Source organism: Pseudarthrobacter sp. BRE9, assembly GCF_031844305.1.
In the GTDB taxonomy this organism is placed as follows: domain Bacteria; phylum Actinomycetota; class Actinomycetes; order Actinomycetales; family Micrococcaceae; genus Arthrobacter.
The window spans coordinates 399,646-424,381 of record NZ_JAUZUY010000001.1; the positions used below are offsets into that span (position 1 = coordinate 399,646).

The window sequence follows — 24,736 nt, forward strand, 5'->3', positions numbered from 1 at the left end:
AGCCGAAGGGGCTCGAACAGCAGCACCGCACCCGGGAGCAGCTGTCAGGAACGGGCCACCAGCTCCCGCTCCGCAGCAACGTCGAACTCGGCCTTGGGCCATTCCAGCTTCATGTCTGACAAGGCGCCGAGCAGCAGCTGTTGCACGGCGATCCGGGCGAACCACTTCTTGTTCGCCGGAACAACATGCCAGGGCGCATTCGGCGTACTCGTTTCGTCGATGGCAGCTTGGTACGCGGCCATGTAGTCCTCCCAGTGGGCCCGCTCGTCCAGATCGCCCCTGCTGTACTTCCAGTGCTTGGAAGGATCATCCAGCCGGGCCAGCAGCCTCTCCTTTTGCTCCACGCCGCTGATGTGGAGCATCACCTTGATGATCTTCGTCCCCGAGTCCGCCAGCCGTGACTCGAACTCGTTGATGGCCACGTAGCGTCGTTTGATCTCCTCCGGACTGGCCCAGCCGTGGACGCGGTGGATGAGGACGTCCTCATAGTGGGAGCGGTCGAACACGCCCACCATCCCGGCGGCCGGAACTTCCTTTTCGATGCGCCACAGGAAGTCGTAAGACTTTTCCTCGTCGGTGGGTGCCTTGAATGCCTTGAACTGGACGCCCTGCGGGTTCATGGCGGCCATGACATGGCCTACGATGCCGCCCTTGCCGGCGGTGTCCATGGCCTGGAGGATCAGCAGGATCCGTTTGGTCCCGCCGAAGCGCGATTCGGCGAAGAGCTTTTCCTGCAGCCCGGAAAGCTCGTCGTCCATCTCCGTCAGCAGCAACCTGCCATCGGCCTTGTTGCCGCTGTACCCGGGCGTCGAGCCGGGGTCCACCGCGGCAAGGGAGAACCCCTTCCCGGCCCGGAGGGTTTCGGCGGGATGCTGGTCGAAGCCGACGACGCGGGCCATGGGAGTCCTTTCCGCAAGGTTGCACGGACCCGGCGGGCCCGTGAGCACAGGCTAGTTCCCCTGGTACCTGCTTAGGAAGTCCCCCATGCGGCCGATGGCCTCTTCAATATCCTTGACGTTGGGCAGCGTCACCATGCGGAAGTGGTCCGGTCGCACCCAGTTGAAGGCACGGCCGTGCGAGACCAGGATCTTCTGCTCCCGCAGGAGGTCAAGGACAAACTTTTCGTCGTCCCGAATGTGGTAAACCTCCGGGTCAAGCCGGGGGAAGAGGTACAGGGCTCCCCTGGCCTGCTGGGTGCTGACGCCTGGAATGGCGTTCAGCATGTCGTACGCCTTGTTGCGCTGCTCCAGCAGCCGGCCTCCCGGGAGGATCAGGTCATTGATGCTCTGGTAACCGCCCAGCGCCGTCTGGATGGCGTGCTGGGCCGGGACATTGGCGCACAGGCGCATGTTGGCCAGAAGGTTAATGCCCTCGAGGTAGTCCGCGGCCTCTTTCTTCGGCCCGGAGATGGCCATCCAGCCTGCCCGGTATCCGCAGACCCGGTAGGCCTTGGACAACCCGCTGAAGGTCAGGCACAGGACGTCGTCCCCGGTGAGCTTGGCCAGGTTCACATGGACAGCGTCCTCGTACAGGATCTTTTCGTAGATTTCGTCGGCGAAAATCACCAGGCCGTGCTTTTCGGCCAGGCCAACAATCCGCTTCAGCGTCTCTTCCGGGTAGACGGCGCCTGTGGGGTTGTTCGGGTTAATGACCACGATGCCCTTGGTGCGCGGGGTGATCTTCGCTTCCAGGTCGTCAAGGTCGGGCTGCCAGCCGGATTCCTCATCGCAGAGGTAATGCACCGGCCTGCCGCTGGCCAGCGCCACGGACGCCGTCCACAGCGGGTAATCGGGGGTTGGGATCAGGACTTCGTCACCGTCGTCAAGCAGCGCCATGAGGGACATGGTGATGAGCTCGCTGACACCGTTGCCCAGGTAGATATCGTCAACGTGGATGTTCTGGATGCCGCGGGTCTGGTAGTACTGCGAAACGGCGGTGCGAGCGGAAAAAATGCCGCGGGAATCGCTGTAGCCCTGTGCGTGCGGCAGGTGGCGGATCATGTCCACCAGGATGGCGTCCGGCGCCTCGAAGCCAAACGGTGCCGGGTTTCCGATGTTCAGTTTGAGGATCCGGTGGCCCTCCGCCTCCATCTGCTGGGCGGCCTGCAGGATCGGTCCACGGATGTCATAGAGGACGTTGTTGAGCTTCGTGGACTGCCTGAATTCTGCCATCCCTCAAATATGCCACAGGAAGGATGGACGGCCGTTGAGACGTCCACCACATGGCCGACGGCGGCTGCCGGACCCTCGCAGGTCCGGCAGCCGCCGTCGTCATCACCAGCCATTGACTGCCCCCGCGGGCAGGGAACGTCCTACTTAACGATGCCCTTGTCCTTGAGCCAGGCGGTTGCTGCCGCCTTGGCATCCTGCTTCTGGCTGCCGCTGACGGCCCGGTTGAGGTTGATCAGGTCATCAGTGGTGAGCGTGCTGGATACGGAGTTCAGCGCCTGCCTGGCCTTGTCCGTCATCTTCGCCTTGTTGTACAGCGGCAGGACCTGCTGGGCGATGAAGTTGTTCTTCGGGTCATCCAGCACCACCAGATCGTTGTCGGCGATGGACGGCGTGGTGGTGTAGATATCGGCCACCTGCACCTGGTTCTCCAGCAGCGCCTTGAGCGTCACTGGGCCGCCGCCGTCGCTGAAGGGTTCCAGCTTCTTGGGGACGCAGTTGTAGTTCTTCTTCAGCCCGGGCAGGCCGTAGGCACGCTCGCCGAAGGTGGCCGGTGCCCCCACCACGATCTCGCTGCAGACCTTGGCGAGGTCCTCGATGGACTTCAACTGGTACTTCTCCTGGGTTGCCTTGGTAACCACCATGGCATCCTTGTCCTCAGCCTTTGACGCATCCAGCACGCCAAGCGCGTCCGGCAGCTTGCCGGGCAGGGCCTTGGCGATGTCACCGGCGGAGACTTCCTTGGCTTCCTTGTCCACATACAGCAGCAGGTTGCCGCTGTAGTCCGGCACCACGTCAACGGACCCGTCCTGGACGGCCTTGAAGTAGACCTCGCGGGAGCCGATGTTCGGTTTGGTGGTGGCGGTGATGCCGTTGGCGTTCAAGGCGCCGGCGTACAGCTCGGCGATGATCTGGCTCTCCGGGAAATCGGCGGAGCCCACCACGAGGGATGTTGCTCCGCCCGATGCGCCGCCGCTGGAGGCGGGCGCATTTTTCAGGGGATCGGACGAACCTCCGCAGGCGGACAGCGCCACTGCCAGGCCAAGCCCGGCGGCCAGGCCGCTGAACGCCCGCCTGCCGAGGCGCTGGGGACGGCTATCTTTCATGACTTACCTCCTTGTACAACAGTCTCCGCAACTACGGGGTCTGTGAGATCTACCGCAGCCTCCTGGCTGCGGTAGGACAGCTTCAAGGCGCCCTGGGTCAGGAACAGCCTCTGGAACAGGGACAGGATGAGGTCGACGGCGATTGCGAGCGCCGCGATGAGGAGGGACCCTCCCAACATTTGGGGGAAGTCACTCAGGACAAGGCCGTCGAAGAGATACCGGCCGAGGCCGCCGAGATTGATGTAGGCAACGACGGAGACGGTGGCGATCACCTGCAGCACGCCGGTCCGGAACCCGCCGAACATCACCGTCAGTGCGTTGGGCAGCTCCGCCCGGAACAGGACCTGCAGTTCCGTCATCCCCATGGCCCGGGCTGCGTCCACCACGTTCCGGTCCACGCTGGAGATGCCGGCATACGTCCCGGCCAGGAGCGGGGGCACGGTGAGGATCACCAGCGCCCAGATGGGAGGCATCAGCCCGATGCCGGCCAGCAGCACGAACAGGATGAGCAGGCCAAGGGTGGGCAGGGCACGCAGGGCCCCGGCCAGCGCGACGACGGCGACCCGCCCCCGTCCCGTGTGGCCGACAAACAGTCCGACGGGAACGGCGATGGCAGTGGCGATCAGCATGACGAGCCCGGTGTACTGCAGATGCTCCCCGAGCCTGGCGGGGATGCCCATGCTTCCGGACCAGTGCAGCGGGTCCGCGAGCCAGGCGAAGGTATCGGCAAAGACGTTGCTCACGGCGCTTCTCCGGCCATAACCGCCGCCCGGTTCGCAGCCGCCGGCTCACTGGTGCCCGCATGCCCGCCCCGCCGCGTTCCTGCCCGCTCCCACGGGGTGAGGGTGCGTTCCAGCAGGACGAGCACGGCGTCCATCAGCAGCGCGAGGACCAGGATGGCGACGATCCCCACCAGCACTTCGGTCACGAAATCCCGCTGCAGGCCGTCGGTGAAGAGCATGCCCAGGTTGCCGACGCCCAGGAGGGCGGCCACGCTGACCAGCGAGATGTTGCTGACCGATACAACCCGCAGCCCGGCGAACATGACCGGCAGGGAGAGCGGCAGGTCCACCTGCAGGAACCGGGCCAGCGGCTTGAAGCCCATGGCCTGCGCAGCCTGGCTGACTTCCGCGTCCACGGAATCGAAGGCATCCAGGGCGGCGCGGACCAGCAGCGCCACCGCGTAGATGGTCAGCGCCACCACCACGTTAAGGGGATCCAGGATCCGGGTGCCCAGGATGGTGGGCAGGATGATGAAGAGCGCCAGCGAGGGAATGGTGTAGAGCAGGGAAGAGGCCGTAAGCACCACGGAGCGGAGGGCACTGTTTTTCCGTGCCAACTGCGCCAGCGGGATGGAAATCAGCAGGCCCAGGACCATGGGGATGAGTGCCAGCACCAGGTGCTGGCCGCCGCGTTCCAGGATCATGCCGGTGTTGGCAAGGAACCATTCCATCAGAGGGCAGCCTGCCGTACCTGGCGCGCTTCTTCGATCAGTGCCAGGACCTCACCGCCGCGGATCACGCCCAGGACCCTGCCTTCGGAGTCGACGGCGACACCAAGGCCCGACGGCGAGGACAGGGCCGCGTCCAGGGCCCGCCGCAGGCTCTCCCCTGGACGGAACAGTGACCCGCCGGGAACAAGCTCGGTTTCGGTGCCCGGCGCGGACCATCCCAAAGGATGCTTGTCCGCGTCCACAACCAGCTGCCAGCCGCCGGCGGCGCTCGAATCCGACTCAGATCCAGCCGGACCACGGACAATCGTGGGCACGGGATGGATGGCCACGCCGTCGGACGGGGTGAAGCCGAGGTGCCGGAAGCCGCGGTCCCGGCCAACGAAGGACGCCACGAAGTTGTTCGCCGGCGCCCGCAGGATTTCCTCCGGGGTGGCATATTGCGCCAGCTTGCCCCCGGTGGCGAAGACGGCCACTTGGTCACCGAGGATTGTGGCCTCGTCGATATCGTGGGTCACGAACACAATGGTCTTGGCCAGGTCCTTCTGCAGGCGCAGCAGTTCCTGCTGGAGTTCTTCGCGGACAACGGGGTCCACCGCGCTGAAGGGCTCATCCATGAGCAGAACGGGCGGGTCCGCAGCGAGTGCGCGGGCCACGCCAACGCGCTGCTGCTGGCCGCCGGAGAGCTGGGAGGGGTACCGCCTGCCGAGGGAGTGTGCCAGGCCCACTACATCCAGGAGCTCCCCGGCCCGTCTGCGGGCGTCCGATTTCGAAACGCCGTTCAGCCGCGGCACGGTGGCGATGTTGTCCAGGACCGAACGGTGCGGCAGCAGCCCTGCCGACTGCATCACGTAGCCCATGGACCGCCGCAGTTCCGCCGCCGGTACGGAGGTGACGTCCCGGCCGTCCACGGTGATGGTCCCGGAGGTGGGTTCCACCATGCGGTTGATCATCCGAAGAGACGTTGTCTTACCGCAGCCGGAGGGGCCTACGAAGACGGTGATGCTGCCTTTGGCGACGGACATGGACAGGCCGTCCACCGCGGGCTGGCCGCCCGGATACTGCTTGGTAACACTCTGGAACTCGATCATCGCCTGGTCCATGGTGCGGACTTACCTGTTCTCTTGGACGGGCTGTTGTCAGCACCGCGACATTGCCATCAGCACGCTGATAGTTACGGTAACCCAAACGGGGACAGGCTTCAGCAGCTGAAGCCCTAATACCCGCAAAGGAATCCCTACTGTGACCATTCGGTACCCAGGTTGGCGTGGATGGGTAGCACAAAGCCGGGCAGGCTTAAAGTGGAGGCGTGACCAACTTGGAAGTTTCACCCCAGCAGGAAGTTTGTCCGCCCGCCCCTGCCGGAGGGACGTCGGGCCCCTGCCTCCAGCTGTGGCCTGAACGCGAGGTGCCCCTGGGCGGGGTCCGCGCCATGAACGTCAAGCGCACGCTGCCCCAGCGCGGACTGCCCACGATCGGGGCCTGGTGTTTCCTGGACAGTTTTGGACCGGACCGCACCGCCATGTCCGTCCTCCCGCATCCCCATATCGGGTTGCAGACGGTGACCTGGCCGCTGGCGGGGCACATCCGCCACCGGGACAGCGTGGGCAGCGACGTGGTGGTGCGTCCCGGGGAGCTGAACATCATGACTGCAGGGCATGGGGTCTCACACTCGGAGTTCGCGGTGCTTCCTTCCGACGGCGGGGAGTTGCCGCTGCAGCGGGGCCTGCAGCTGTGGGTTGCCCTTCCTGACGGGGACCGGCACGGGGAGCCGGCATTTGAACAGCACCGGGAGCTGCCGCGCGCCGCCGGCCATGGCTTCACGGCCACCGTCATGGTGGGAGAGCTTGCAGGGGTGGCCTCCCCCGCAACGGTGTTTTCGCCGATTATTGGCGCTGACGTTTCCTGTGACGGGGACGCGGTGCTGCCGCTGAACCCCGCCTTTGAACACGGCATATTGGTGCTCGACGGCGGCCTGGCGGTGGACGGGCAGGACCTGCCGGCAGGGCCGCTGGGCTACTTGGGCACCGGCCGCAGCGAACTCCGGGTGCAGGCGCGCCCCGGCACGCGGTTCCTGCTGATTGGCGGTGAGCCGTTCGGTGAGGAACTGCTGATGTGGTGGAACTTCGTGGGCCGCACCCATGACGAAGTGGAACAGGCCCGGGAGGACTGGGAAGCGCAGGCCGGGCTGCCGGAAACCGCAACGGCGGCGGCACGTTACGGGCTGGTGCCCGGCCATGGTCCGGACGCCGGGGCGGAGGCCGGCCGCATTCCCGCTCCCCCGCTCCCCGCCGTCCGGTTGACGCCCCGTAAGCGCTCTGTCGGTTAACTAAGCGGCCGGTTAACCAAGCGGTCGGTTAACTAACCGGTCGACCAACCGCGCTGCCGGCCGGGCCGCTGCCGCCAGGCGTGGTTCATCACCTGCCGGTCGTCAGGCCGGCTCTGCCAGGAGCTGCAGGACACCGAACACCGGTTCCTGGTCCAGGACCCTTACGTCCGGGATCCCGGCTGCTTCAAGGTTCCGGCGGAAGGACTCCTGCAGCGGTGCCACGTTCATGCCGAGCCCACCGCCCAGGATCACGGGGCCCTGGATCTTCAGCTGGCCCAGCACTTGTCCGGCCAACGCAGCGAGGTCCCGGCCGGCCTGGTCCAGCAGGGCTGCACTGTCCTGGTGCCCGGCAGCCGCCGCTTCCACAACGTGCCTGGCCTGCTGGGCCCAGAAGCGCCGTCCCGTGTCCGGGGAGTGGAACAGCGCAATAAGCTTGTTGGGGTGGTCCAGCCCGCAGGATGCCAGGAGGGCTGCCGTGAGCTGGTCAATCGGCAGGCCCTGGTTCATCCTCCGCAGGCTGTGCCGTACCGCTTCCCTGCCCAGCCAATAACCGCTGCCCTCGTCCCCCAGCAGGTATCCCCATCCGCCCGCCCTGGCCTCGCCGCCGTCGGCGTTGCGGCCCCAGGCGGCGGACCCGGTCCCGGCAATGACCGCCACTCCCGTGCCGGCGCGGCCCGCGGCCAGCAGCAGCCGGGAGTCGTGGACAACGGTGATGTGGGCCTCCGGGGCCAGGGGCTGGATCAGGGCAGCCAGGGCGGCCGCGTCCTCGTCGGTATCAATGCCACCGGACCCGGCATAAACCCGGTCCACGCGCCCGCCGCCGATCCTGGCGAAAAGCTCAGCAAGGTTGCGTGCTGCCTGGTCGCGGCTGACGTTTTGGACGTTGGAGCTTCCCGCAGAGTCGTCGGCGACGGGGACTCCGTCCTCGAAGCGGACGCCGTGTGTCTTGGTACCGCCGATGTCCAGCCCGATGGTGATGCCGCGGAGAGGATCGCCTGGAGCAACCGCGGCGTGCCGGACGGGACGGGTGGAGGGGTTCTGGGTGTTTGTCACGTCACAAGGGTACTTGCGCGGCGTGGCTTTGGTGCGCGGCACAAATCCTTCGTCGGCCGCGGTGCCCCTGCCCGCCGTCGTGGGACGACTTCCCGAATCAGCGGTCCGCCCTGTCCACCAGCCCCGCCAACAAGCCGGGCCCCTGGGCCACCACCAGCTCGCGGAAGAGCCTGGCCGGGACCGGTTCGGTTTCGGGTTTCCGGCGCCGCCAGCTCACTCCGACTTCCCGGAAGGCGAGCGCTGAGTCCAGCGGCACTTCCACCCAGCCCAGGTCTCCCGTTTCCGGGCGCAGGGTCCTGCCGGGGGCGTCACCGCCAGGGGGCAGGATGCTGACGCCAAGGCCGGCGGAGACCAGCCCGCGCACCGTGTGCGAATCCTGGCTTTCGAAGGCGATCCGCGGCCGGTAGCCTGCTTCCCGGAACAGTGCGTCGGTCAGCGAGCGCAGCCCGTATCCGGGCCCCAGCGCAACGAACGGCTCCGTCCGGATATCGGCCAGCCGCGCCCTGCGCTGCCGGGCCAGGGGATGGGCGTGATGCACCACCAGCCGGAGCGGCTCGCGGTACAGCGGCGCTGAATCCAGGTTCTTGCCTGCCGGCGCCACGGGAGCGGTCAGGGCCAGGTCCGCTTCCCCCGACGACAGCTCCTCCAGGCAGGCACTCCGGGCGCCCTGGCTGAGCCGGAATGCGGTACCGGGATGCCGGGCACGGAAGGCGCTGATCAGCAGTGGCAGCGTAGCCTCGCCGAAGGTGTGCTGGAAAGACACGGACACGGTGCCCCTGACCACCTGGGACTCATCCCGGACCAGGTCCAGGCCGGCCTGGAACTCCGCGAGCGCCTGCTCAATGTATGGCAACAGAGTGCGGGCTGCGGGAGTCAGGCGGACACCGCGTCCGTCCCGGACCAGGAGTTCGGTGCCGACGGCGGCGCTGGCCCTCGCCACTGCCCTGCTCACGGTTGATTGGGGTACTCCCAGCAGCTCCGCCGTCTCCGTCACGTGTTCAGTCCGGCCCAGCTCGGCGAGCACCGGCATGAGGGGCAGCAGCTGCGCCAGCTGTTTCCGGTCCGGTTCCATCGCCATCCCCTTGCCTCACCGCCGGACTCTTCCGACAGAATATCAATCCGTTATTGCTATTAGTTTTGCATGAAGTATGCATTGGAAGCATCCATTAGATGAGGGCTACGCTGGTTTGATGGCACAGAACGCGAGCGCGGGAACCCAGGCTTCCCCCGCCTGGAACGGTCATCCCAAGGGGTCCAGGGCCTACGGGCGGATCCTCGCCGGCCTCTCCTGCGCCGGGGTGGCCACGTTCGCGCAGCTCTACTCCACGCAGGCGGTCCTGCCCCTCCTGGCGGCCGATCTGCGCGTCACTGCCGCCGAGGCTGCCCTCACCATTTCCCTGGCCACCGTGGGCCTCGCGGCCACCGTGATTCCCTGGTCCTTCCTGGCGGACAGGATCGGCCGGGTGAAGGCGATGATGTGGGGCATCTCGGCAGCCACCGTCCTGGGACTGCTGGTGCCGCTGTCCGCCAACTTCGGCATGCTGCTGGTCCTGCGGCTGCTGGAGGGTATGGCGCTGGGCGGCATCCCCGCCATCGCCATTGCCTATCTCAACGAGGAGGTCAGCAAAGCCCACGCCGCCATTGCAGCAGGAAGCTATGTTGCCGGCACCACCTTGGGAGGACTGTCCGGACGGCTCGTGGCCGGTCCTGCCGGCGAACTGTGGGGCTGGCGGTCGGCAGCCCTGGCCGTTTCCCTGCTGGCGACTCTTGCCGCCGTCGCCTTCCTTATCCTCGTGCCCAGGGCCCGGGGATTCGTCCCGGCCCAGGCCGCCGGCCTCCGCAGCGCCATCCGGACGCTCGGAGCGCACCTTCGGAACATCCGGCTGCTGGCCCTGTACGCCCAGGCCTTCCTGATGATGGGCGGATTCGTGGCCGTCTACAACTATCTGGGATTCCGGTTGTCCGGCGCCCCGTTCGGGCTGCCCGCCACAGTGATCAGCCTGATCTTCCTTGCCTACCTGTCCGGCACTTTCTCCTCCCGCTGGGCAGCGGGGATGACGGCCAGGTACGGGCGCCGGAATGTGCTGCTGGGTGGACTTGCCCTCGCCGCCGGCGGACTCGCCCTGACGCTCACCCCGTCCCTGGTGCTGATCCTCGCCGGGCTGGTGGTGTTCACCGGTGGCTTCTTCGCCGCCCACAGCATCGGGTCCGGCTGGACGGGCGCCATCGCCAGCACCGGCCGCGCCCAGGCGGCATCGCTGTACAACCTGGCTTACTACCTGGGCTCCAGCCTCCTGGGCTGGGCGGGCGGCCTGGTCTTCCAGGCCTGGGGCTGGAACGCACTCGCCGGGGCCGTGATTGCCCTGGCGTGCCTCACCGCCGCAACTGTCGCCGTCGTGCATTCCCGGCCGGAAAACGCCGCCGCCTGACGCGCGGCCTCATCCCCGGTGTAGGGCGCCGTGCCCCGAATTAAGCGGCTTTGGCGGCCGCGGGCACAGCGTGGATATTCGGCAGGACGCATGCCGGTGGTGCTGATGGCGGAGATTCCGCGGTCTAGGATGAACCCAGGACCGCGTGGAAGGAACCGCAGTGAGTACGAATGCCAGGAACACCAGGCCCGGGGCGCACCTGGAGCCGCTGGATGCCATTGACGAGCGCCTCCTGGCGGCCCTCGTGGCAGACGCCCGGATCTCCAACAAGCAGCTCGCCGAGATGGTGGGTATTGCGCCGTCTACAGCGTTGATGCGCACCCGCGCACTGTCCGAGCGCGGCATTGTGCAAGGCTATGAGGCGAAGTTGAGCCTGTCCGCCATCGGAAGGTCGGTGCAGGCCCTGGTGGCCGTACGGCTCCGCGCCCACGACCGGGACCAGATCGACCGCTTCACTGCGCGCGTGCCGAACCTGCCCGCCGTGCTGTCGACCTTCCACACTTCAGGTTCCGTCGACTACCTGCTGCACATCGCCGTCGGAAGCACCGAAGACCTGCGGGACTGGGTCCTGGACAATTTGGCTACCGACCCCGTGGTGGGCCACACCGAAACCACGTTGGTCTTCGAACATATCCAGGGCAACCACGGCCCGCTTCCGGACTAGCTCTGCCGCCGGGCGCGGCGCTTGATCAGGCGCCGGCCCGCTGCTTTGCCTGCCGGGTGATCGTGGCGAAGAGCGTCGCGGCGGACAGGGCGAGTGCCGCCATGCCACACAGCAGGACGAAGCCCTGCACGGCTGCGGCCATGCCGGACACGGCACTGGCCCATCCCAGGCCGAGGACCGGAACGGCGCTTCCCAGGTAGGTGATGACGTAAACGGTGCTGATGATCTGGGCGTGGCGGGCCGGCTCCACGCTGGCTGCCACGTCGTTGAACACGATCCGGAAGGCCGTGCCCTGCCCCAGGCCGGCGGTCACGGCAGCCACCACCAGCAGCACTGGACTGTGCCATGCCCCGGCGGCACCCAGCAGCATGACGGAGACGCCGAGGACTGCCAGTCCGGCGGGAACGGCCAGGCGGCCACGCAGGGTCAGCAGCTGGCTCAGGGCTGACGCACCCAACGGCAGACCCGCCAGAATACCAATCAGCGGACGGGAGTCCGTGCCCAGGACCTGCGCGAAGTAGCCCGGAGCCAGGGACAGGGAGAAGCCAAACACGGCAAAGCTCAGGAAGCCGACGCCGGACGCCAGCCAGAAAGCTCCCCTCGCCTGGCGGGACACGGAAGGGCGGCGCGGTGCAAGGGCGTACAGCGGCCGGGACACCGCCGGCACCATGATGGCCGGGCGTGCGCGGATCAGGTACAGCGGCACCAGGAGCCCGGCAAGCAGCAGCGAGTGGACGACGTACGGAGCCGTGGTGGCGCCGGGAAGCAGCGAGAGCAGTCCGCCGATGACAGGGCCCGCCGCCACTCCCCCGGAGGACGCCAGCAGCGTAAAGCGCGATGCCCACTCGGGCCGGGACGGTAGAAGTTCACGCAGTGCGGCTGCGCTGGCGCCTGTAGCAAGCGCAACTGCTGTTCCCTGCAGTGCCCGCCCGGCGCACAGGGCAACCAGCGTGCCTGCTTCGGCGAAAATCCAGCCGCCCGCCAGTCCGGCCAGGACAGCGACCAGGAGGGCGGCCCGCCGGCCAATATGGTCAGACCAGTGCCCGGCCAGCAGTAGTGTCCCCACCAAGGCCAGGACGTAGCTGGCGAAAGCCGCCGTAACCTCAAGGCTGGACAGCCCCAGGTTGGCCTGCAGCAGGGGGTACAGCGGCGTGGCAAGGTTGGCGCCCACCAGGAGCATGAAGATGACCGCCCCCGAAATCACAAGCCGCGCCGTCGTGGTGGCATTCCACCCGGCGGCCGTGGCCTTCGCCGGGCGCATGCGCAGTTCGCTGAAGACCGTCATTGTGCCGCCTTAGGGTCGCCGCGGCAGGTTGTCCTTGTGGGAGCCCGGCGCGGATACAACTGTGATGGTTCAAGAGTGCGTCACCGTTGCTCCATATAGGGCGACGTGGAAGGGATAATTGAGCAAAATCATCAACTTTTGAATCCGTGAATGATGGAGAGTGACGATCGTGAACAAGTTGGACCCCACGGACCTGAAGATTCTCCTGGCCCTCATCCGGGATCCCCGGATCCAGATCGGCGAGCTCAGCGAATCCCTGGGCATTGCGCGCAACACGGCCCAGTCACGCGTGCGCCGCCTGCTGCGCGCCGGGGTGCTGCGTCCAGGCGGCCGCGAGGTTGACCTGGAGGCGGTGGGCTATGACGTGGTGGCCTTTGTGACCATAGAGGTTTCGCACCGCGAGCTCGACGGTGTCGTGGCAGCGCTGCGGCTCATACCGCAGGTCCTGGAAGTCCACGAGATCTCCGGCCGAGGCGACGTCTGGTGCCGGGTGGTGGCAACGGACACCCACAACCTCCAGTCGTCGTTGCGGCAGGTGCTGAGGATCAAGGGGGTCATCCGGACGGAGACCGTTCTGGCCCTGCACACCCATATCCCGTACCGGACCGAGCCCCTCATCAGCGGGCTCAGCAGTGCCGCAGCTCCGGCGGCTAGGATTTCCTGAATGACCATCATCGATAACGCCGTCTACGTCAACGGCGTCCGCCACGCAGAGCCTGACAGCCTTGAGCAGACCTTTGAGACCCTGGCCCGGCACGGCGGCATGGCATGGATCGGTCTCTACCGGCCCACCGCAGACGAAATGGCTGCGGTGGCCACCGAGTTCGGGCTCCACGCACTTGCCGTGGAGGATGCTGTTTCGGCCCACCAGAGGCCCAAGCTGGAGCGTTACGACGACAACCTTTTCACCGTCCTGCGGCCCGCCCGGTACGTGGATGCGAACGAAACCGTGGAGTTCGGCGAACTCCACGTCTTCACCGGGAAGAACTTTGTGGTGACGGTGCGGCACGCCGAAACCGCAGGCGTTGCTAGGGTGCGGCAGCGGCTGGAGGGACGGCCGGACCTTCTCCGCCATGGGCCCGAGGCTGTGCTCTACGCCCTGCTGGACCGGGTAGTGGATGACTACGCGCCGGTGGTGGCGGGGCTGGAAAACGACATTGACGAAATTGAGGACCAGCTGTTCAGCGGCGATTCCTCGGTGTCCCGGCGGATTTACGAACTGGCACGCGAAGTCATCCAGTTCCAGCGGGCCATCCACCCCCTGCCCGAGATGCTGGACCAGTTGAAGCGCGGCTTTGAAAAGTACGAAGTGGAAAGCGATCTGCGGCACAGCCTGCGCGACGTGGAAGACCACGTTGAACGGGTGATTTCGCGGGCGGACTCTTTCCGGGATTTGCTGCAGAACGCCCTGACCCTGGATGGCACCCTGACCGCGAACCGGCAGAACGAGGCCAGTGCCGAGCAGAACGAACAGGTCAAGAAGATCTCATCCTGGGCGGCAATCCTGTTTGCGCCCTCATTCGTTGCCGGCATCTACGGGATGAACTTCGACAACATGCCTGAACTCCATTGGTCCTTCGGCTATCCCCTGGCGTTGGTCCTCATGGTTGCTGCCGGGGGCCTTATGTACGGCATTTTTAAAAGAAAAGGCTGGCTCTAGGGCGCGCGGTTCGCTTCCTGGACCGCCTGCCCCTCCCCGGGGGCCTGTGGCTGCCGGTCCGGGAGTCGGATGATGGTCAGGCGTTGGTCCTGCGTTTCAGCCAGCCCCAGACGCCGGTGGCGACGAACAGGACCAGGCCGATGACGGCGAGCCAGAGAAGGCCCTTCACCACGAAACCGACGATGGACAGGATGAGCCAGATGACAAGAAGTCCGATGATGATTCCCATGGGCCCACTCTAGGCCCGATCCCTCGGACCGTGCGGCGCATCCGGCTGCGTTTTGCCTGCGGGTATTGCGGTGTCGCCTGGAATGGCCACGTGCCGTCGCATACCTTACCGGGGTCAAGCCGCCGTGACGCGTCCGGCGCTGCCGTCCACGATCACTGTCTGGCCGTCCACGAGTGTCCTGGTACCGGAGCCCGTGCCCATCACGGCCGGGATGCCGTACTCGCGGGCAACAATGGCAGCATGGGAACCGATGCCCCCGAGATCCACCACAACGGCAGCAGCCCGCTGGAACAGCGGGGTCCAGGATGGGTTGGTGTAGGGGCACACCAGGATCTCGCCGCTGCGCAGCAAGCCAAATTCCTCCGGGCCGCGGATGATGCGCACCGTTCCCTTTGCCTGGCCACGGCTGGCCGGCGTGCCGCTCAGCAGGGCGCCTTTTCCGGACCTGGAGCGGGTGAACAAGGAGCCGGGCTCAAGCAGCGGGATCCCCTCCAACTCCCTCCGTTTGGCGGCCCTGGCCAGCACAAGGCGCCGGTAGCGTTCCTGGTCGGCGGCCGGCAGCGCGCCGCCGTCGTGCATTGCGGACAGTTCTTCGAACCGCAGATTGTGGACCTCCCCCGGCTCCGCCAGAACCCCGGTCTCCGTGAGGCGCCTGCCCAAGTCCAGCAGTGACCGGCGCAGCGGTGGAAGGACCATTGTTGCGTAGAAGTGTGTGTCTTCCCGGAATGCCATCCCTGCCTTGGCTGTTGCGACGTCAGCCAAGAGGCGTCGGCGGAGTGCGGGGATGCGCAGCGCCGGATGCCGCATCAGGTCCTGAACCGCCTCACCGGTCTGGTCCGTCGACGGCGGCCGGTCGCCTGTCATGGAGCTGATGAGCGCGAGCACCACGTCGGGGGCGTCGGACCAGGTGGGTGCACTGCTGAGCACTACGCTTACCGTTTCGCGGTGGCCGTATTCGGCCAGGAACTCCCTTAATGACGAACGGAAGTCCGCAAACTCCTGTCCCTGCTCCAGGGCGCCCAGCAATTCGCCCGCTTGCAGTCTGGTAAAGAGCCGGGTCAGCTCCTGACTGGACCGGACCTGGGCAGCCAGCTGTTCGAGGGCACCGTTGGCTTGGCTGGTGCGGGTCTGCGCCCCGGCGATCAGAGCCTGGGCAAGCTTCCGCTTGCCCAGCAGCAGAAGCATTAGGCGCAGCTTCAGCTGGGAAAGAAACACCGCTGGCAGGTAGGAGATCCTCAGCTCCGTGATGCCGCGCATGGTGGCGAAGGCGTCTTCCGCGAGCGCAATCACTCCCTGCCAGGGAAGCGCCCTGGGGTCCTGCGCCTTGAGCCGCCCGATGCCGGCCAGAAACGCCGCGAAACGGTGGTCTTTAGTCCATCGGGCCGGATCGTAACGTCTGGCCCGGCGGACCAGGGAAAACGGCGCGGCCAATGTACGCACCGTGGGTTTCGGTACCGGCGGCACCAGCCGGAGCACCACGCCGTCCTCTTCCGGCAACAGCTTCTGCAGAGGCGGGAACGAGACGCCGACGCTGCCCGCCATGCCATGGAGCATGGCCAGGATTCCGCGTTGCATCCAGCCGGACACATCGAGCGGGTAGGGACGGACCTGGAACATTTCCAGGAAGAAGGGTCCAACCAGCCGTTGGAAGGGGCTGAGCCGCAACGGCTGCGGGGGAAGGGCCGTTATGGGCCTGGCCTGGACCAGGTAGATACGCCCGTCTGCGATGGCCCATTCGATGTCCTGCGGGCAGCCGAAATGGCCCTGCGCCCGCACAGCCAACCGCGCCAGCTCGGCCAGCTGCGCACTGCTGAGGCCCGGCCTGGCCTGCGGCACCCCGGATGTGGTCGTCGTTGTGCCGCCTTGGCTTTTGGCCAGGACACCCATCCGATGGCCGGCCGGGATGAAGCCGCGTAACCTGCCGGCTAGGTCCAGGACGTACCGGTCGGGGGTGACTTCTCCTGAAACCACGGCCTCGCCCAGGCCAGGGCCGGCATCAATGACAATTTCACGGCGTTCGCCCGTCACGGGGTTGGCGCTGAACATGACGCCGGCGGTATCTGCCGGAACCATCTTCTGTACGACGACCGCCATCGCCACGCCCCTGGCCTCGATGCCCTGCCGCTGGCGATACGAGATAGCCCGGTCGGTCCACAGGGAGGCCCAGCAATCAATCACCGCCCGCAGCACTGCGCTCTCGCCAAGGATATTCAGGTAAGTATCCTGCTGTCCCGCGAACGCTGCGCCCGGCAGGTCTTCGGCGGTGGCGCTGGAACGCACAGCCACCGGGCCGCTGCCCAGCGCCGCATAAGCCGCAGCGATGCCCTCGCGGAGCTGCCCGGGGACTGGGGCTGCACGGAGAAGTTGCCGCAACTCAGCGGCGGGCGCATCAGCCGCAAGCAATGCCGTCAGCGACGCACCCAGCCCGGCCTCCCCCAGTAAGGTACGGTAGGCCGCCGTCGTAATCACAAACCCCGGAGGCACCGGGAAACCGGCCCGCACCAGTTCGCCGAGGTTGGCACCCTTCCCGCCGGCCATGGCCAGATCCCGCGCCCCGAATTCCTCCAGGGGACCTACGGTCTGATGATCCATCCCTGGGCTCCTGACGTTTCCCGTCCAGTGTTTCCTTCAAGCTAGGCCCACGGCCGCCGGCGCACAACTGAGTGCCGGTGGATATGCTGTCACGGCGGGACGCCAATGCCGCCCGCAACCTGCATGAAGTTTCTCCAGGAAGGAACCTTAGTGAACAAGAACCGGCTGGAGGCCTTCAGCGACGGAGTGCTTGCCATCATCATCACCATCATGGTGCTGGAACTGCGCATACCGGAAGATCCAACGTGGCACGGCCTGGCCGAGGTCCTGCCAACCCTGCTCAGCTACCTGCTCAGCTTCGTTTACGTCGGTATCTATTGGAACAACCATCACCACTTGATCCAGCTTGCCGACCGGGTCAACGGAGCAATCTTGTGGGCCAACCTGCACCTGCTGTTCTGGCTTTCGCTGTTTCCGTTCACCACGCGCTGGATGGATGAATCAGGGTTCCTCCAGGTCCCGGTGCTGATCTACGGAGTCAACCTCCTTTGCGCTGCCGTCGCGTTCTACGTCCTGGAGCGATCCCTCATCCGCGAACAAGGCAGGAGCGGTCCGCTTGCAAGGGCCCTTGGCCGGGACTGGAAAGGCAAAGCGTCACCGCTGATCTACATCCTGGGCATCGCGCTGGCAACCGTCCAGCCGCTGGCGGGAATCGCCGTCTATACAGTCGTGGCGCTGATCTGGCTTGTTCCCGACCGGCGGGTAGAGCAATACGTTCGTCACGCCCATCAGACCGGGCATATCAACGATCAGTCGAATGCGCACCGCCGGCAGGATTAGCCCAGGCAACAGCTGATACAGGAAAGCCCCGGACCAGCAGTGGTCCGGGGCGTGGATGATCGGCTTACCGCTCGATGGTGACGCTGAGGTCGAGATGGATGTTCTCCGCGGCGAGGCGGTCCTCCAGGTAGCGGGCCAGGCTCGCATCGGTGGCGGTGTGCGGGCCCTTGTGGACGGCGCCGCGGAATTCGGCCTGGGTGTTCGTTGACCTGAGCACGTCCAGGGGCGTCCACCGGAGATGTCCGTCGGACAGCCGTTCGATGTCGGTGCGGAAGGTGCGGCGGTGGTCCTCACGGACGGAGGCGCGCATGGAGAAGGGGATGAAAGCTATAGGCAAAGAGGGTCCTTTCGAGCAAGGCAGCCAGCGGTCGGCGCCTCACTGGATACAAGCTCGAAACAGACCCTGGTATTCCCTCTCCGGCTCGAAGGAGGCGAGCATCACGGTGCGCCAGTCAGCTTGTCGTCCGGGGCATCGGGCTGACGTGCACGATGCCGCCGGACCTGCTCCTTACCGCTTATGCTTCACATTCGACGCAGTAACCGTGGCCGTCCTTCTCGCGCGCCTTTTGCGAGCGGTGCCGGACCAGGAAGCAGGAGTAGCAGGTGAATTCATCGTCGGCCTGGGGGATGACCTGGACGGTCAGCTCTTCGGCTATGAATTCGCCGCCAGGGGTAAGCCCATCCAGCACGTCGGCTTCGTCGAGCTCCAGCACGACCGACTTCGCATCCGGGGCCTTTGCGGACTTCAGGGCCTCCAGGGAGTCGTTCTGGGATTCCTTGACGTCAGTGCGCAGTTCGTCGTAGTCAGTTGCCACGGAGGTACTTCTCTTTTCTGTTGATGGTTTGTCGGCGACTGCAACATATACCATGTCGACGCTATTCCACAGCGGGCGGACTGAGGCGCTAAGCCGAGGTCCGCTAAACTCCGCAAGCTTGCGGATCAGGGCCGGACTGGCTGTCCCCGGGGGGGGTGCTCACGGACGAATGGAGCGTGGCTGCGCCCATTTGTGGAAAGCCGAAGCGGCGAGCACTGCCGCCCAAATAATAGATGTCCAGCCGGTGACCGTGCCGAGGCTTCCCGCATGGTCCGGGTAGACGATGCTCACGGTTCCGAACCAGGCAGCTCCCGCAGCGACGATGAACACCATGGGACGCCAGCCCGGAAGCCTGAACGAAAGGACCGCTGCAGCCAGAGGGATCACCAATGCTGCGGCAGCCTGTATCGGCCAGTGGTCGAAATCCCAGGTGAAATCGACAGGAGCACGCCCCTCCCGCGCTGTCGTCGCCATCTCGGCGGCGAACAATACGGCAGCAGGAAGAGCGACGACCGAAATGACAAGTGTGGGCCTATGGAGCCTGCCGACCTTAAGGAGTGCCTTGAGTTCGATACTCCCATCCGGTAGGAATTTAACGGCGGAAGGGACCAGCAGACCCGCAACTATCAACAGGTGCCCGGGCCGGGCGGATGCCATGGCGGCAGCAAGCACAGCGGTCACTGCTGCAACCGGCAGCAAGGCCGCTGAGGCGCTCCCTGGGCGGCAACCGAGGACGCAGAGCGGTATTCCGACGAAGAACGTGAACAGGACACCCCAGCCTGTCTCCAGCAGGTAGCCCTCGTAGAACTCCGGTCGGGACTGGAAGAACAGCGGGACGCTCAGGTCCACGAGAGCAAAAAACAGCACCAACACGAATAGCCCTGCGGTCCAGCTGACCCACCGGACGGCCTCACGCCTCTCCTCCCCCTCGTCATTCATGGGCAAAGAGTCCTCCAGCCGCTCTCCGGCGTCAAGACGTTTCCCGACTACGGGCAGCACAGGATGATGATCTCCGATTCGCTGACGGCCCGGCCATTAGCCATCGCCCTGGTCGTCTTCAGGTCGGGAACGTTCCTTATCAGCCCGGTTGCCATTGGCCATCTGCTGCAACCGCCGGCTGGCAGGCAGTGCGCAGTCCATGGAGAGCCGTTCAAGGCTGCGGCCCATCTTGCGGTCGAGGATCACAGCTGGGCCAGGTTCGGCCTGACAAAGGACACGGACGATTGCCACTATATGGAATGCGGTGCCCTATGGAATCGAAAACGGCACAGGGAACCGATTTTGGAAAGTGGCATATGTTGTACTACTTTTTCCAAAGCAGCAATACACGTTCCCCCAATGTGCGGCGCAGCTATGGAAGGACCTCCACGGATCGAGTCAAGGCACGTGGGGGTCCTTTGCTGTGTTGAGGTGACCAATCAGAAGGTACTCCTTCCCTTGACCTCTGTTAACCCCTGGGAAGCGTCTACATCGCCCCTACTGTGACAGCGAACACCCGCTCATCCACATTCTGGGCATCGGTCTGGCACCCTTCCAGCGGTTGTTGAGGTTCTGCTGCGCCTGGCGGTCTGAGTGACGGCTTCGAGTTCGTCCAGCCAGTCCAGCGCGTCGTCATTCTCGAATGGCAGCTAACCCCATGGGCATCAATCGCCCCTCTCGGTTTATAGTAGTGCCGGCACTAATATTGCAGACCCGGCCTGTGAGGCAAGGCATTGAGGATCGCTGACAGTGTCTTCTGTGAGACCTGCGGGAGCATACTGATCGCATGGCTGACACCGATGATTTTCTTGCCTGGGTGAAGTCCACGTTGTACGATCCGGAACTGGCCATTGACCCCAGTGACGCCGAACCGCGCAGAGCGGTCTGGTCTCGAAACGAAATGAGCCTGTGAGTGTCCTTGGCGCCTGGCTCAACGCCTTCGGCCAGCAGGAACTGGATCAGCTGTTCACCGGCCGATCGGCCGTAGTGGAAGATGACCGCCGGGTCCCCGGGGAACGTGGCATCCAGGAACCGCAGCCGGCGTCGCTCGGCCCCAGCTTTGAGGTCCCCCACCAATTCCTCGAAGTCGTCCATGGTCAGGAGCCTATGTGACCCAATGTTGTCAGGAGATGTAGGCGCCGCTCGGGCTCCAGTGGATGACGCCGCCCTGGTAGTTCTGGGCGACACTTCCGTCATTACCCGTGGCGTACTCATCGCTTGTCGGATAGCCCAGGCGTCCCGATTCGAACCCTGTGGAGGCCCAGATGGAGCGGATGCCGCCGACGGACATGTGGGCTCCTGAGGCAGGCGACCAGATGATGGCGCCGCCTTGGTAGTTCTGGTAGACACCCCCGTCCCGGAGACCTCCGACTTCGTCGGTCACCGGGTATCCCAGGCGGCCGCTCTCGAATCCTGATGCCGCCCATTCCCCGCGGATGGCGCCAACTGAGATGTGCGCTCCCGTGGCTGGTGACCAGATGATGGCGCCGCCCTGGTAGTTCTGGTACACGCCCCCGTCCCGTAGCCCAGCGACTTCATCGGTGACCGGGTAGCCGAGGCCGCCGTTCTCAAATCCGGTCTCTGCCCAGAGGCTGCGGATCGCGCCGGTTGAGACATGCGCCCCGGACGCCGGCGAGTACAGGATGCATCCGTGCTCGAAGCACTGGTAGCCGCCGTTGTCCCGTAGCCCGTAGACCTCTCCGGTCGTGGCCGTCCCAAGGGCCCCGTTCAGAGACGCTGCCTTGGCGGCAATCGGCGTCTGCGGGGCCGCAAAGACGACGGCGGACGAGGCATCGATCAGACCGGCGCCACAGCCTCCTGAGCAGGCCCCCGGAAGGGGCCTGGCCGTTGCCTTGAGCTTCGCTTCGATGTTGGCTGGTGTCAGGGAGGAATCAGCAGCCTTCATCAGGGCGCCGACCGAGGCTGCCATTGGCGAGGCCATCGACGTACCCATCAGGTAGCCGTAGGCCTCTGCACCTGGGATCGTAGTCCCGGCGTTGTAGGTGGAGAGGATCCCGGCTCCTGTGTCGCCTCCCGGGGCCACGACGTCGACCGCGGTGCCGAAATTTGAGTACGAGGCCCTGGCCCCGGTCTGGCTGGTGGCGCCAACCGTGATGACGTTGTTGCAGTTCGCCGGTGCATTGTTTGCGGCCGGCTGGTTCTCGTTACCGGCAGCCACGAAAACAGAGGAGCCGCGGCCGACGGCCCCGTCAATGGCACCCTGCAGGGTGGACGGGCAGGCGGACGTTCCACCGACGCTCAGGTTGATGGTTTTCGCCGGGTTGGCGTTGGCGGGAACGCCGCTGACGGTTCCTCCGGAAGCCCATGTGATGCCGTCGGCCACATCGGAGAGGTAGCCGCCGCAGTCACCAAGTGCGCGTACCGGCTCGATCTTTACGCTGGGAGCCGCGCCGCTCACGCCCTCACTGTTATTGGCGACGGCGGCGATGATCCCTGCGACGTGGGTACCGTGCCAGGAAGAGTTGGTGGATGAGGTTGAACCGCAGGCACCTGGGGCCTGGTAGTCGCCCGGGTCGGAGGCGTCCGCGTCCCTGCCGTCGCCGTCGCCTGAAGACGTCGCATCGGCGATCATGTCGTAGCCCGCAATGACATTAGCGTTGAGATCGCTGTGGGCCGTGATGCCGGTGTCGATCACCGCCACTATCTGCCCCGTCCCCGTGGTTTTATCCCACACCGATGGAACACGGATCCCGACGTTGGGATCGGACAGGCCCCACTGCTTGGAGTAGTAGGTGTCGTTGGGTGTGGACGACGGACGCATGAGGACGTCAGGCTCCACCGATGCAACCGTGTCATCCGCGGCGATGCTATCCAGCACGCGCCGGGACTCCTCCACAGAGAGCTTGCGGCCTGCTTTGACGACCTTGGCATCACTGGCCGTGGCTTTGATCTCCCTGACGCGGATGGAGGCAACGCTGGAAACCTTCGCGTAGGTCTTCTCCCGTTCTGCCGTGCTATGGGCAACGGACGGCTTGAACTTCACGATGAACTGGTCGGTGGGCAGCTGGGCGTCCGGGGTTTTCGCTGCGGTCGAGGGGCCAGGAAGGACCGGCTTGTCTGCTGCCTCGGCGGCCGGCGCCATGGCAGAACCGGAGATCATGGCGGCCAGGACCAACCCCAAGGCCCTTGTGTGCGTGCGTCCTTTGGTCATGCCAGTCTTCATGCGCAGATTCACTTCCGTTGGCCTCCCAGATCCAGCAGCGAGCTTACTAAGGCTGTACCCGGTTTCAAGACCACTTAAGCAACAAGTGCCGGACGCAGCGTCGATGCCGGACAGCGCCGGTCCAGATCGCCGCCGGGCGGCGTCTACAACGAGCGTGGCTGCCAGTCCAAAAACGTATCCGGCTAAAGCTTCCCGCCAACTTCGGCCGGCGCCGCACAGGACCCGGCATGAAAACGATCACCGATGCCCAAGGTGAAGGTTTCGAGGTGGACTCCATTGCAGACGGTTGCTGTCGCCACCTGCCAAGTCGCCGTCACGAAGGTAGCCACAACGATAAGTCCAAACCCAAGGAAGTCCGGCTCCCCCGGTCCGGGCGTCGTCGGCGGGCGCGACGGAGGCGTAGATCTTGGAGGGCCACTTGTCGTCGGCCCGGTTGGCTTCCAGCCGTAGATCCAGATAAGCGGCCTCCCAGATCCCCTGCAGCATCCCGTACCGTATCGCTACAGATGTGGCCGGCGAAAGGCGTGAGGACCCTCTTGCTCGCCCGGCGCTAAGAATGCCTCACAGCGGCTTTGTATTGAGTTTCACCGTCCGCGCAGATGTCAGATTCGCCGCCCTGAAAACTTCCAGAACCTCCAGAACGGAGAGGTTCAGCGGGCTTCAATCGAGCGGCGATGCGGCAACCGCTGCCCTGGGATTTCGCTGTGACACTCGTCCCCCGCCCTGAACACCATCACAAAACTGCCCCAAAGTGTTACCAAGGTGTTTATCCAGAAATCGGCGAGGCCGGAAAACCAACGCAAATGGTGGAGCTAAGGAGATTCGAACTCCTGACCTCTTCGATGCGAACGAAGCGCTCTACCAACTGAGCTATAGCCCCGGAAGTGGCCGCATCCTGCCATATGCTTCAGGACGGTGCGGAACCGGTGTCCCTAGGCTACAAATTTTCCCGGCCCAATGCCAATTGGCACGCTGACCATGTGCACGGAAGATGCGTGCCGCCGTCGGGCCTTATGCGCGGCGGCGCTGCAAAACGTCGTCGAGGTTGCTCAGGGCGCTCTGCGCCTTGGTCAACTGCTGATCGCCCAGCTGCTGGGCTTCCATGGCCTCTGCTGCCTGCACCCCGGCGGCCCCCTTCTTCAGGGACGGCTTGCCGACCGCCTTGGGGGCATCAGGCAGTTCAAGCGGCTCGGGCTCAGGGCGCTTCGCCTTGGCTGCCTCAACGTAAACAGGCTTGGGGACTTCCACGGGCTCCCAGGGGGTTCCCGCAGGGGTGGCTGGAGCTGCCTCTGCAGCACTGGCGTCACCGGCAGCCACAGCGACGGCGAGGGCGGCTTCTCGGAGTTCAACCGCCGTCAGTCGCTGGATTTTGGCCTCCCCTGCCGCGCCCGCTTCGGCGTCGAAAAGCGGGCTTTCCGGCCGCGCCGGCGCAGCTGCAGGCTTCGGAGGAAGCGCTTCGCTCGTCCCGGGACGGCGTGCAGGCGCACTCATGGCCGAGCGGAAGGCCGCATTGACTCTTGCCTTCCGGTCGCGGACGGCGAGGGAACGCAGCAGCGCCACCGACCCAACAGTCAGCAACGTGCACAGGATCGGAAGGGCAGGTGAGCCAACACCGAAGGCAGCCAGGACACCTGAGATAAAGGCAGCAACCAGGGACAGTAATCCCACAAGCGCCAACGCGGTCCGGCCATAGCGGATGCGGAACCGGGCCGGAGGTGGGGTGCTGGCAGTGCCGGCACCAGATGCCGGACTCTTCCTGGGTTCCATGGCTTTCTCCTGCTGGGCGGCGACGTTCAAGACCAGGCCGGGGTGCGGATCCGGCCCCTCATCGGCGGGGGCGTCTGCCCGGAACTCGCCGGCGGGCTGGAACTGGTGCCTGCGGTTCCGGAGGACGTAAGGGGCAACCCAAACAATCCAGAGCGCGACGGCAACCACAAGGATCACTGAGCTGCTAAGGGGGAAGTCCACACTCAAAACCGTATGAGCATCATGCCTGCTCAGGCCGCATTACCCG

General features: G+C 65.5%; 25 protein-coding genes and 1 tRNA gene. 8 read left to right on the forward strand and 18 right to left on the reverse strand.

Going from position 1 to position 24,736, the window contains the following annotated elements; translation table 11 throughout:
• Positions 1-44 precede the first annotated feature (44 nt).
• The 6 genes from Q9R31_RS01785 to Q9R31_RS01810 all read right to left on the reverse strand — a co-directional run bounded on the left by Q9R31_RS01785 (position 45) and on the right by Q9R31_RS01810 (position 5,827).
• Positions 45-899, reverse strand: coding sequence for a polyphosphate kinase 2 family protein (locus Q9R31_RS01785; protein ID WP_311261050.1), 855 nt, complete (start codon positions 897-899; stop codon positions 45-47).
• Between the two features lie 51 nt (positions 900-950).
• Positions 951-2,171 carry a pyridoxal phosphate-dependent aminotransferase gene (locus tag Q9R31_RS01790; protein ID WP_311261051.1) on the reverse strand — a complete coding sequence of 407 codons (1,221 nt, stop codon included), beginning with the start codon at positions 2,169-2,171 and terminating at the stop codon, positions 951-953.
• 140 nt (positions 2,172-2,311) lie between these two features.
• Entirely contained in the window at positions 2,312-3,274 is a 963-nt protein-coding gene (locus Q9R31_RS01795; protein ID WP_311261052.1) for an ABC transporter substrate-binding protein, read from the reverse strand.
• Complete coding sequence (locus Q9R31_RS01800) at positions 3,271-4,017, reverse strand: ABC transporter permease (protein ID WP_311261053.1); 747 nt, start codon at positions 4,015-4,017, stop codon at positions 3,271-3,273. Before Q9R31_RS01800 ends, Q9R31_RS01795 begins: the two co-directional genes overlap by 4 nt.
• Positions 4,014-4,727 (reverse strand): ABC transporter permease, encoded by a 714-nt coding sequence (locus Q9R31_RS01805; RefSeq protein ID WP_311261054.1) that lies wholly within the window; start codon positions 4,725-4,727, stop codon positions 4,014-4,016. Before Q9R31_RS01805 ends, Q9R31_RS01800 begins: the two co-directional genes overlap by 4 nt.
• On the reverse strand, positions 4,727-5,827 hold the full coding sequence (locus tag Q9R31_RS01810) for an ATP-binding cassette domain-containing protein (protein ID WP_311261055.1): 1,101 nt from the start codon (positions 5,825-5,827) through the stop codon (positions 4,727-4,729). The genes Q9R31_RS01805 and Q9R31_RS01810 overlap by 1 nt, the downstream gene beginning before the upstream one ends.
• Before the next feature lie 206 nt (positions 5,828-6,033).
• On the opposite strand from Q9R31_RS01810, the gene Q9R31_RS01815 reads away from it, so the two are divergent.
• Positions 6,034-7,053: a pirin family protein gene (locus tag Q9R31_RS01815; RefSeq protein WP_311261056.1), complete on the forward strand. Its 1,020-nt coding sequence runs from the start codon at positions 6,034-6,036 to the stop codon at positions 7,051-7,053.
• 102 nt (positions 7,054-7,155) lie between these two features.
• Here Q9R31_RS01815 and Q9R31_RS01820 read toward each other — a convergent pair whose 3' ends face one another.
• Together Q9R31_RS01820 and Q9R31_RS01825 are read right to left on the reverse strand one after the other, a co-directional pair.
• The gene (locus Q9R31_RS01820) at positions 7,156-8,106 is read right to left on the reverse strand and encodes a BadF/BadG/BcrA/BcrD ATPase family protein (RefSeq protein ID WP_311261057.1); all 951 of its coding nucleotides are present in this window, start codon (positions 8,104-8,106) and stop codon (positions 7,156-7,158) included.
• Positions 8,107-8,203: 97 nt separating this feature from the next.
• The gene (locus Q9R31_RS01825) at positions 8,204-9,178 is read right to left on the reverse strand and encodes a LysR family transcriptional regulator (RefSeq protein ID WP_311261618.1); all 975 of its coding nucleotides are present in this window, start codon (positions 9,176-9,178) and stop codon (positions 8,204-8,206) included.
• 118 nt (positions 9,179-9,296) lie between these two features.
• Between Q9R31_RS01825 and Q9R31_RS01830 the strand changes: the two genes are divergently transcribed.
• Both Q9R31_RS01830 and Q9R31_RS01835 read left to right on the forward strand, forming a co-directional pair.
• Positions 9,297-10,535, forward strand: coding sequence for an MFS transporter (locus Q9R31_RS01830; protein ID WP_311261058.1), 1,239 nt, complete (start codon positions 9,297-9,299; stop codon positions 10,533-10,535).
• A gap of 160 nt (positions 10,536-10,695) precedes the next feature.
• The gene (locus Q9R31_RS01835; RefSeq protein ID WP_311261059.1) at positions 10,696-11,199 is read left to right on the forward strand and encodes an Lrp/AsnC family transcriptional regulator; all 504 of its coding nucleotides are present in this window, start codon (positions 10,696-10,698) and stop codon (positions 11,197-11,199) included.
• 25 nt (positions 11,200-11,224) lie between these two features.
• On the opposite strand, the gene Q9R31_RS01840 is transcribed toward Q9R31_RS01835, so the two are convergent.
• The gene (locus Q9R31_RS01840; RefSeq protein ID WP_311261060.1) at positions 11,225-12,484 is read right to left on the reverse strand and encodes an MFS transporter; all 1,260 of its coding nucleotides are present in this window, start codon (positions 12,482-12,484) and stop codon (positions 11,225-11,227) included.
• Between the two features lie 169 nt (positions 12,485-12,653).
• On the opposite strand from Q9R31_RS01840, the gene Q9R31_RS01845 reads away from it, so the two are divergent.
• A complete protein-coding gene (locus tag Q9R31_RS01845) occupies positions 12,654-13,148 on the forward strand; it encodes an Lrp/AsnC family transcriptional regulator (RefSeq protein ID WP_311261061.1) in 495 nt (164 codons plus the stop codon).
• Positions 13,149-14,144, forward strand: a complete 996-nt coding sequence (gene corA, locus Q9R31_RS01850; protein WP_311261062.1) for a magnesium/cobalt transporter CorA — start codon at positions 13,149-13,151, stop codon at positions 14,142-14,144.
• A 76-nt stretch (positions 14,145-14,220) separates the two neighbouring features.
• Here the strand turns inward: corA and Q9R31_RS01855 are convergent, their stop codons facing one another.
• Positions 14,221-14,373 carry a hypothetical protein gene (locus Q9R31_RS01855; protein ID WP_311261063.1) on the reverse strand — a complete coding sequence of 51 codons (153 nt, stop codon included), beginning with the start codon at positions 14,371-14,373 and terminating at the stop codon, positions 14,221-14,223.
• 114 nt (positions 14,374-14,487) lie between these two features.
• Complete coding sequence (locus Q9R31_RS01860; RefSeq protein ID WP_311261064.1) at positions 14,488-16,965, reverse strand: PEP/pyruvate-binding domain-containing protein; 2,478 nt, start codon at positions 16,963-16,965, stop codon at positions 14,488-14,490.
• A gap of 150 nt (positions 16,966-17,115) precedes the next feature.
• On the opposite strand from Q9R31_RS01860, the gene Q9R31_RS01865 reads away from it, so the two are divergent.
• Entirely contained in the window at positions 17,116-17,745 is a 630-nt protein-coding gene (locus tag Q9R31_RS01865) for a TMEM175 family protein (RefSeq protein WP_311261065.1), read from the forward strand.
• Positions 17,746-17,809: 64 nt separating this feature from the next.
• Here Q9R31_RS01865 and Q9R31_RS01870 read toward each other — a convergent pair whose 3' ends face one another.
• The 4 genes from Q9R31_RS01870 to Q9R31_RS01885 form a co-directional block, all read right to left on the reverse strand.
• A complete protein-coding gene (locus Q9R31_RS01870) occupies positions 17,810-18,082 on the reverse strand; it encodes a hypothetical protein (protein WP_311261066.1) in 273 nt (90 codons plus the stop codon).
• A gap of 178 nt (positions 18,083-18,260) precedes the next feature.
• Positions 18,261-18,560: a DUF4193 domain-containing protein gene (locus Q9R31_RS01875; protein WP_311261067.1), complete on the reverse strand. Its 300-nt coding sequence runs from the start codon at positions 18,558-18,560 to the stop codon at positions 18,261-18,263.
• 159 nt (positions 18,561-18,719) lie between these two features.
• A complete protein-coding gene (locus Q9R31_RS01880; protein ID WP_311261068.1) occupies positions 18,720-19,499 on the reverse strand; it encodes a hypothetical protein in 780 nt (259 codons plus the stop codon).
• Between the two features lie 96 nt (positions 19,500-19,595).
• Positions 19,596-19,745: a hypothetical protein gene (locus Q9R31_RS01885; RefSeq protein WP_311261069.1), complete on the reverse strand. Its 150-nt coding sequence runs from the start codon at positions 19,743-19,745 to the stop codon at positions 19,596-19,598.
• Between the two features lie 580 nt (positions 19,746-20,325).
• Between Q9R31_RS01885 and Q9R31_RS01890 the strand changes: the two genes are divergently transcribed.
• Positions 20,326-20,451 (forward strand): hypothetical protein, encoded by a 126-nt coding sequence (locus Q9R31_RS01890; RefSeq protein ID WP_311261070.1) that lies wholly within the window; start codon positions 20,326-20,328, stop codon positions 20,449-20,451.
• The gene (locus Q9R31_RS01895) at positions 20,448-20,651 is read left to right on the forward strand and encodes a hypothetical protein (RefSeq protein WP_311261071.1); all 204 of its coding nucleotides are present in this window, start codon (positions 20,448-20,450) and stop codon (positions 20,649-20,651) included. The genes Q9R31_RS01890 and Q9R31_RS01895 overlap by 4 nt, the downstream gene beginning before the upstream one ends.
• A gap of 10 nt (positions 20,652-20,661) precedes the next feature.
• Here the strand turns inward: Q9R31_RS01895 and Q9R31_RS01900 are convergent, their stop codons facing one another.
• The 3 genes from Q9R31_RS01900 to Q9R31_RS01910 all read right to left on the reverse strand — a co-directional run bounded on the left by Q9R31_RS01900 (position 20,662) and on the right by Q9R31_RS01910 (position 24,666).
• Complete coding sequence (locus tag Q9R31_RS01900) at positions 20,662-22,710, reverse strand: S8 family serine peptidase (RefSeq protein ID WP_311261072.1); 2,049 nt, start codon at positions 22,708-22,710, stop codon at positions 20,662-20,664.
• An 816-nt stretch (positions 22,711-23,526) separates the two neighbouring features.
• Positions 23,527-23,602 (reverse strand) — tRNA-Ala (locus Q9R31_RS01905).
• Positions 23,603-23,733: 131 nt separating this feature from the next.
• Positions 23,734-24,666: a hypothetical protein gene (locus tag Q9R31_RS01910; protein ID WP_311261619.1), complete on the reverse strand. Its 933-nt coding sequence runs from the start codon at positions 24,664-24,666 to the stop codon at positions 23,734-23,736.
• Positions 24,667-24,736 lie beyond the last annotated feature (70 nt).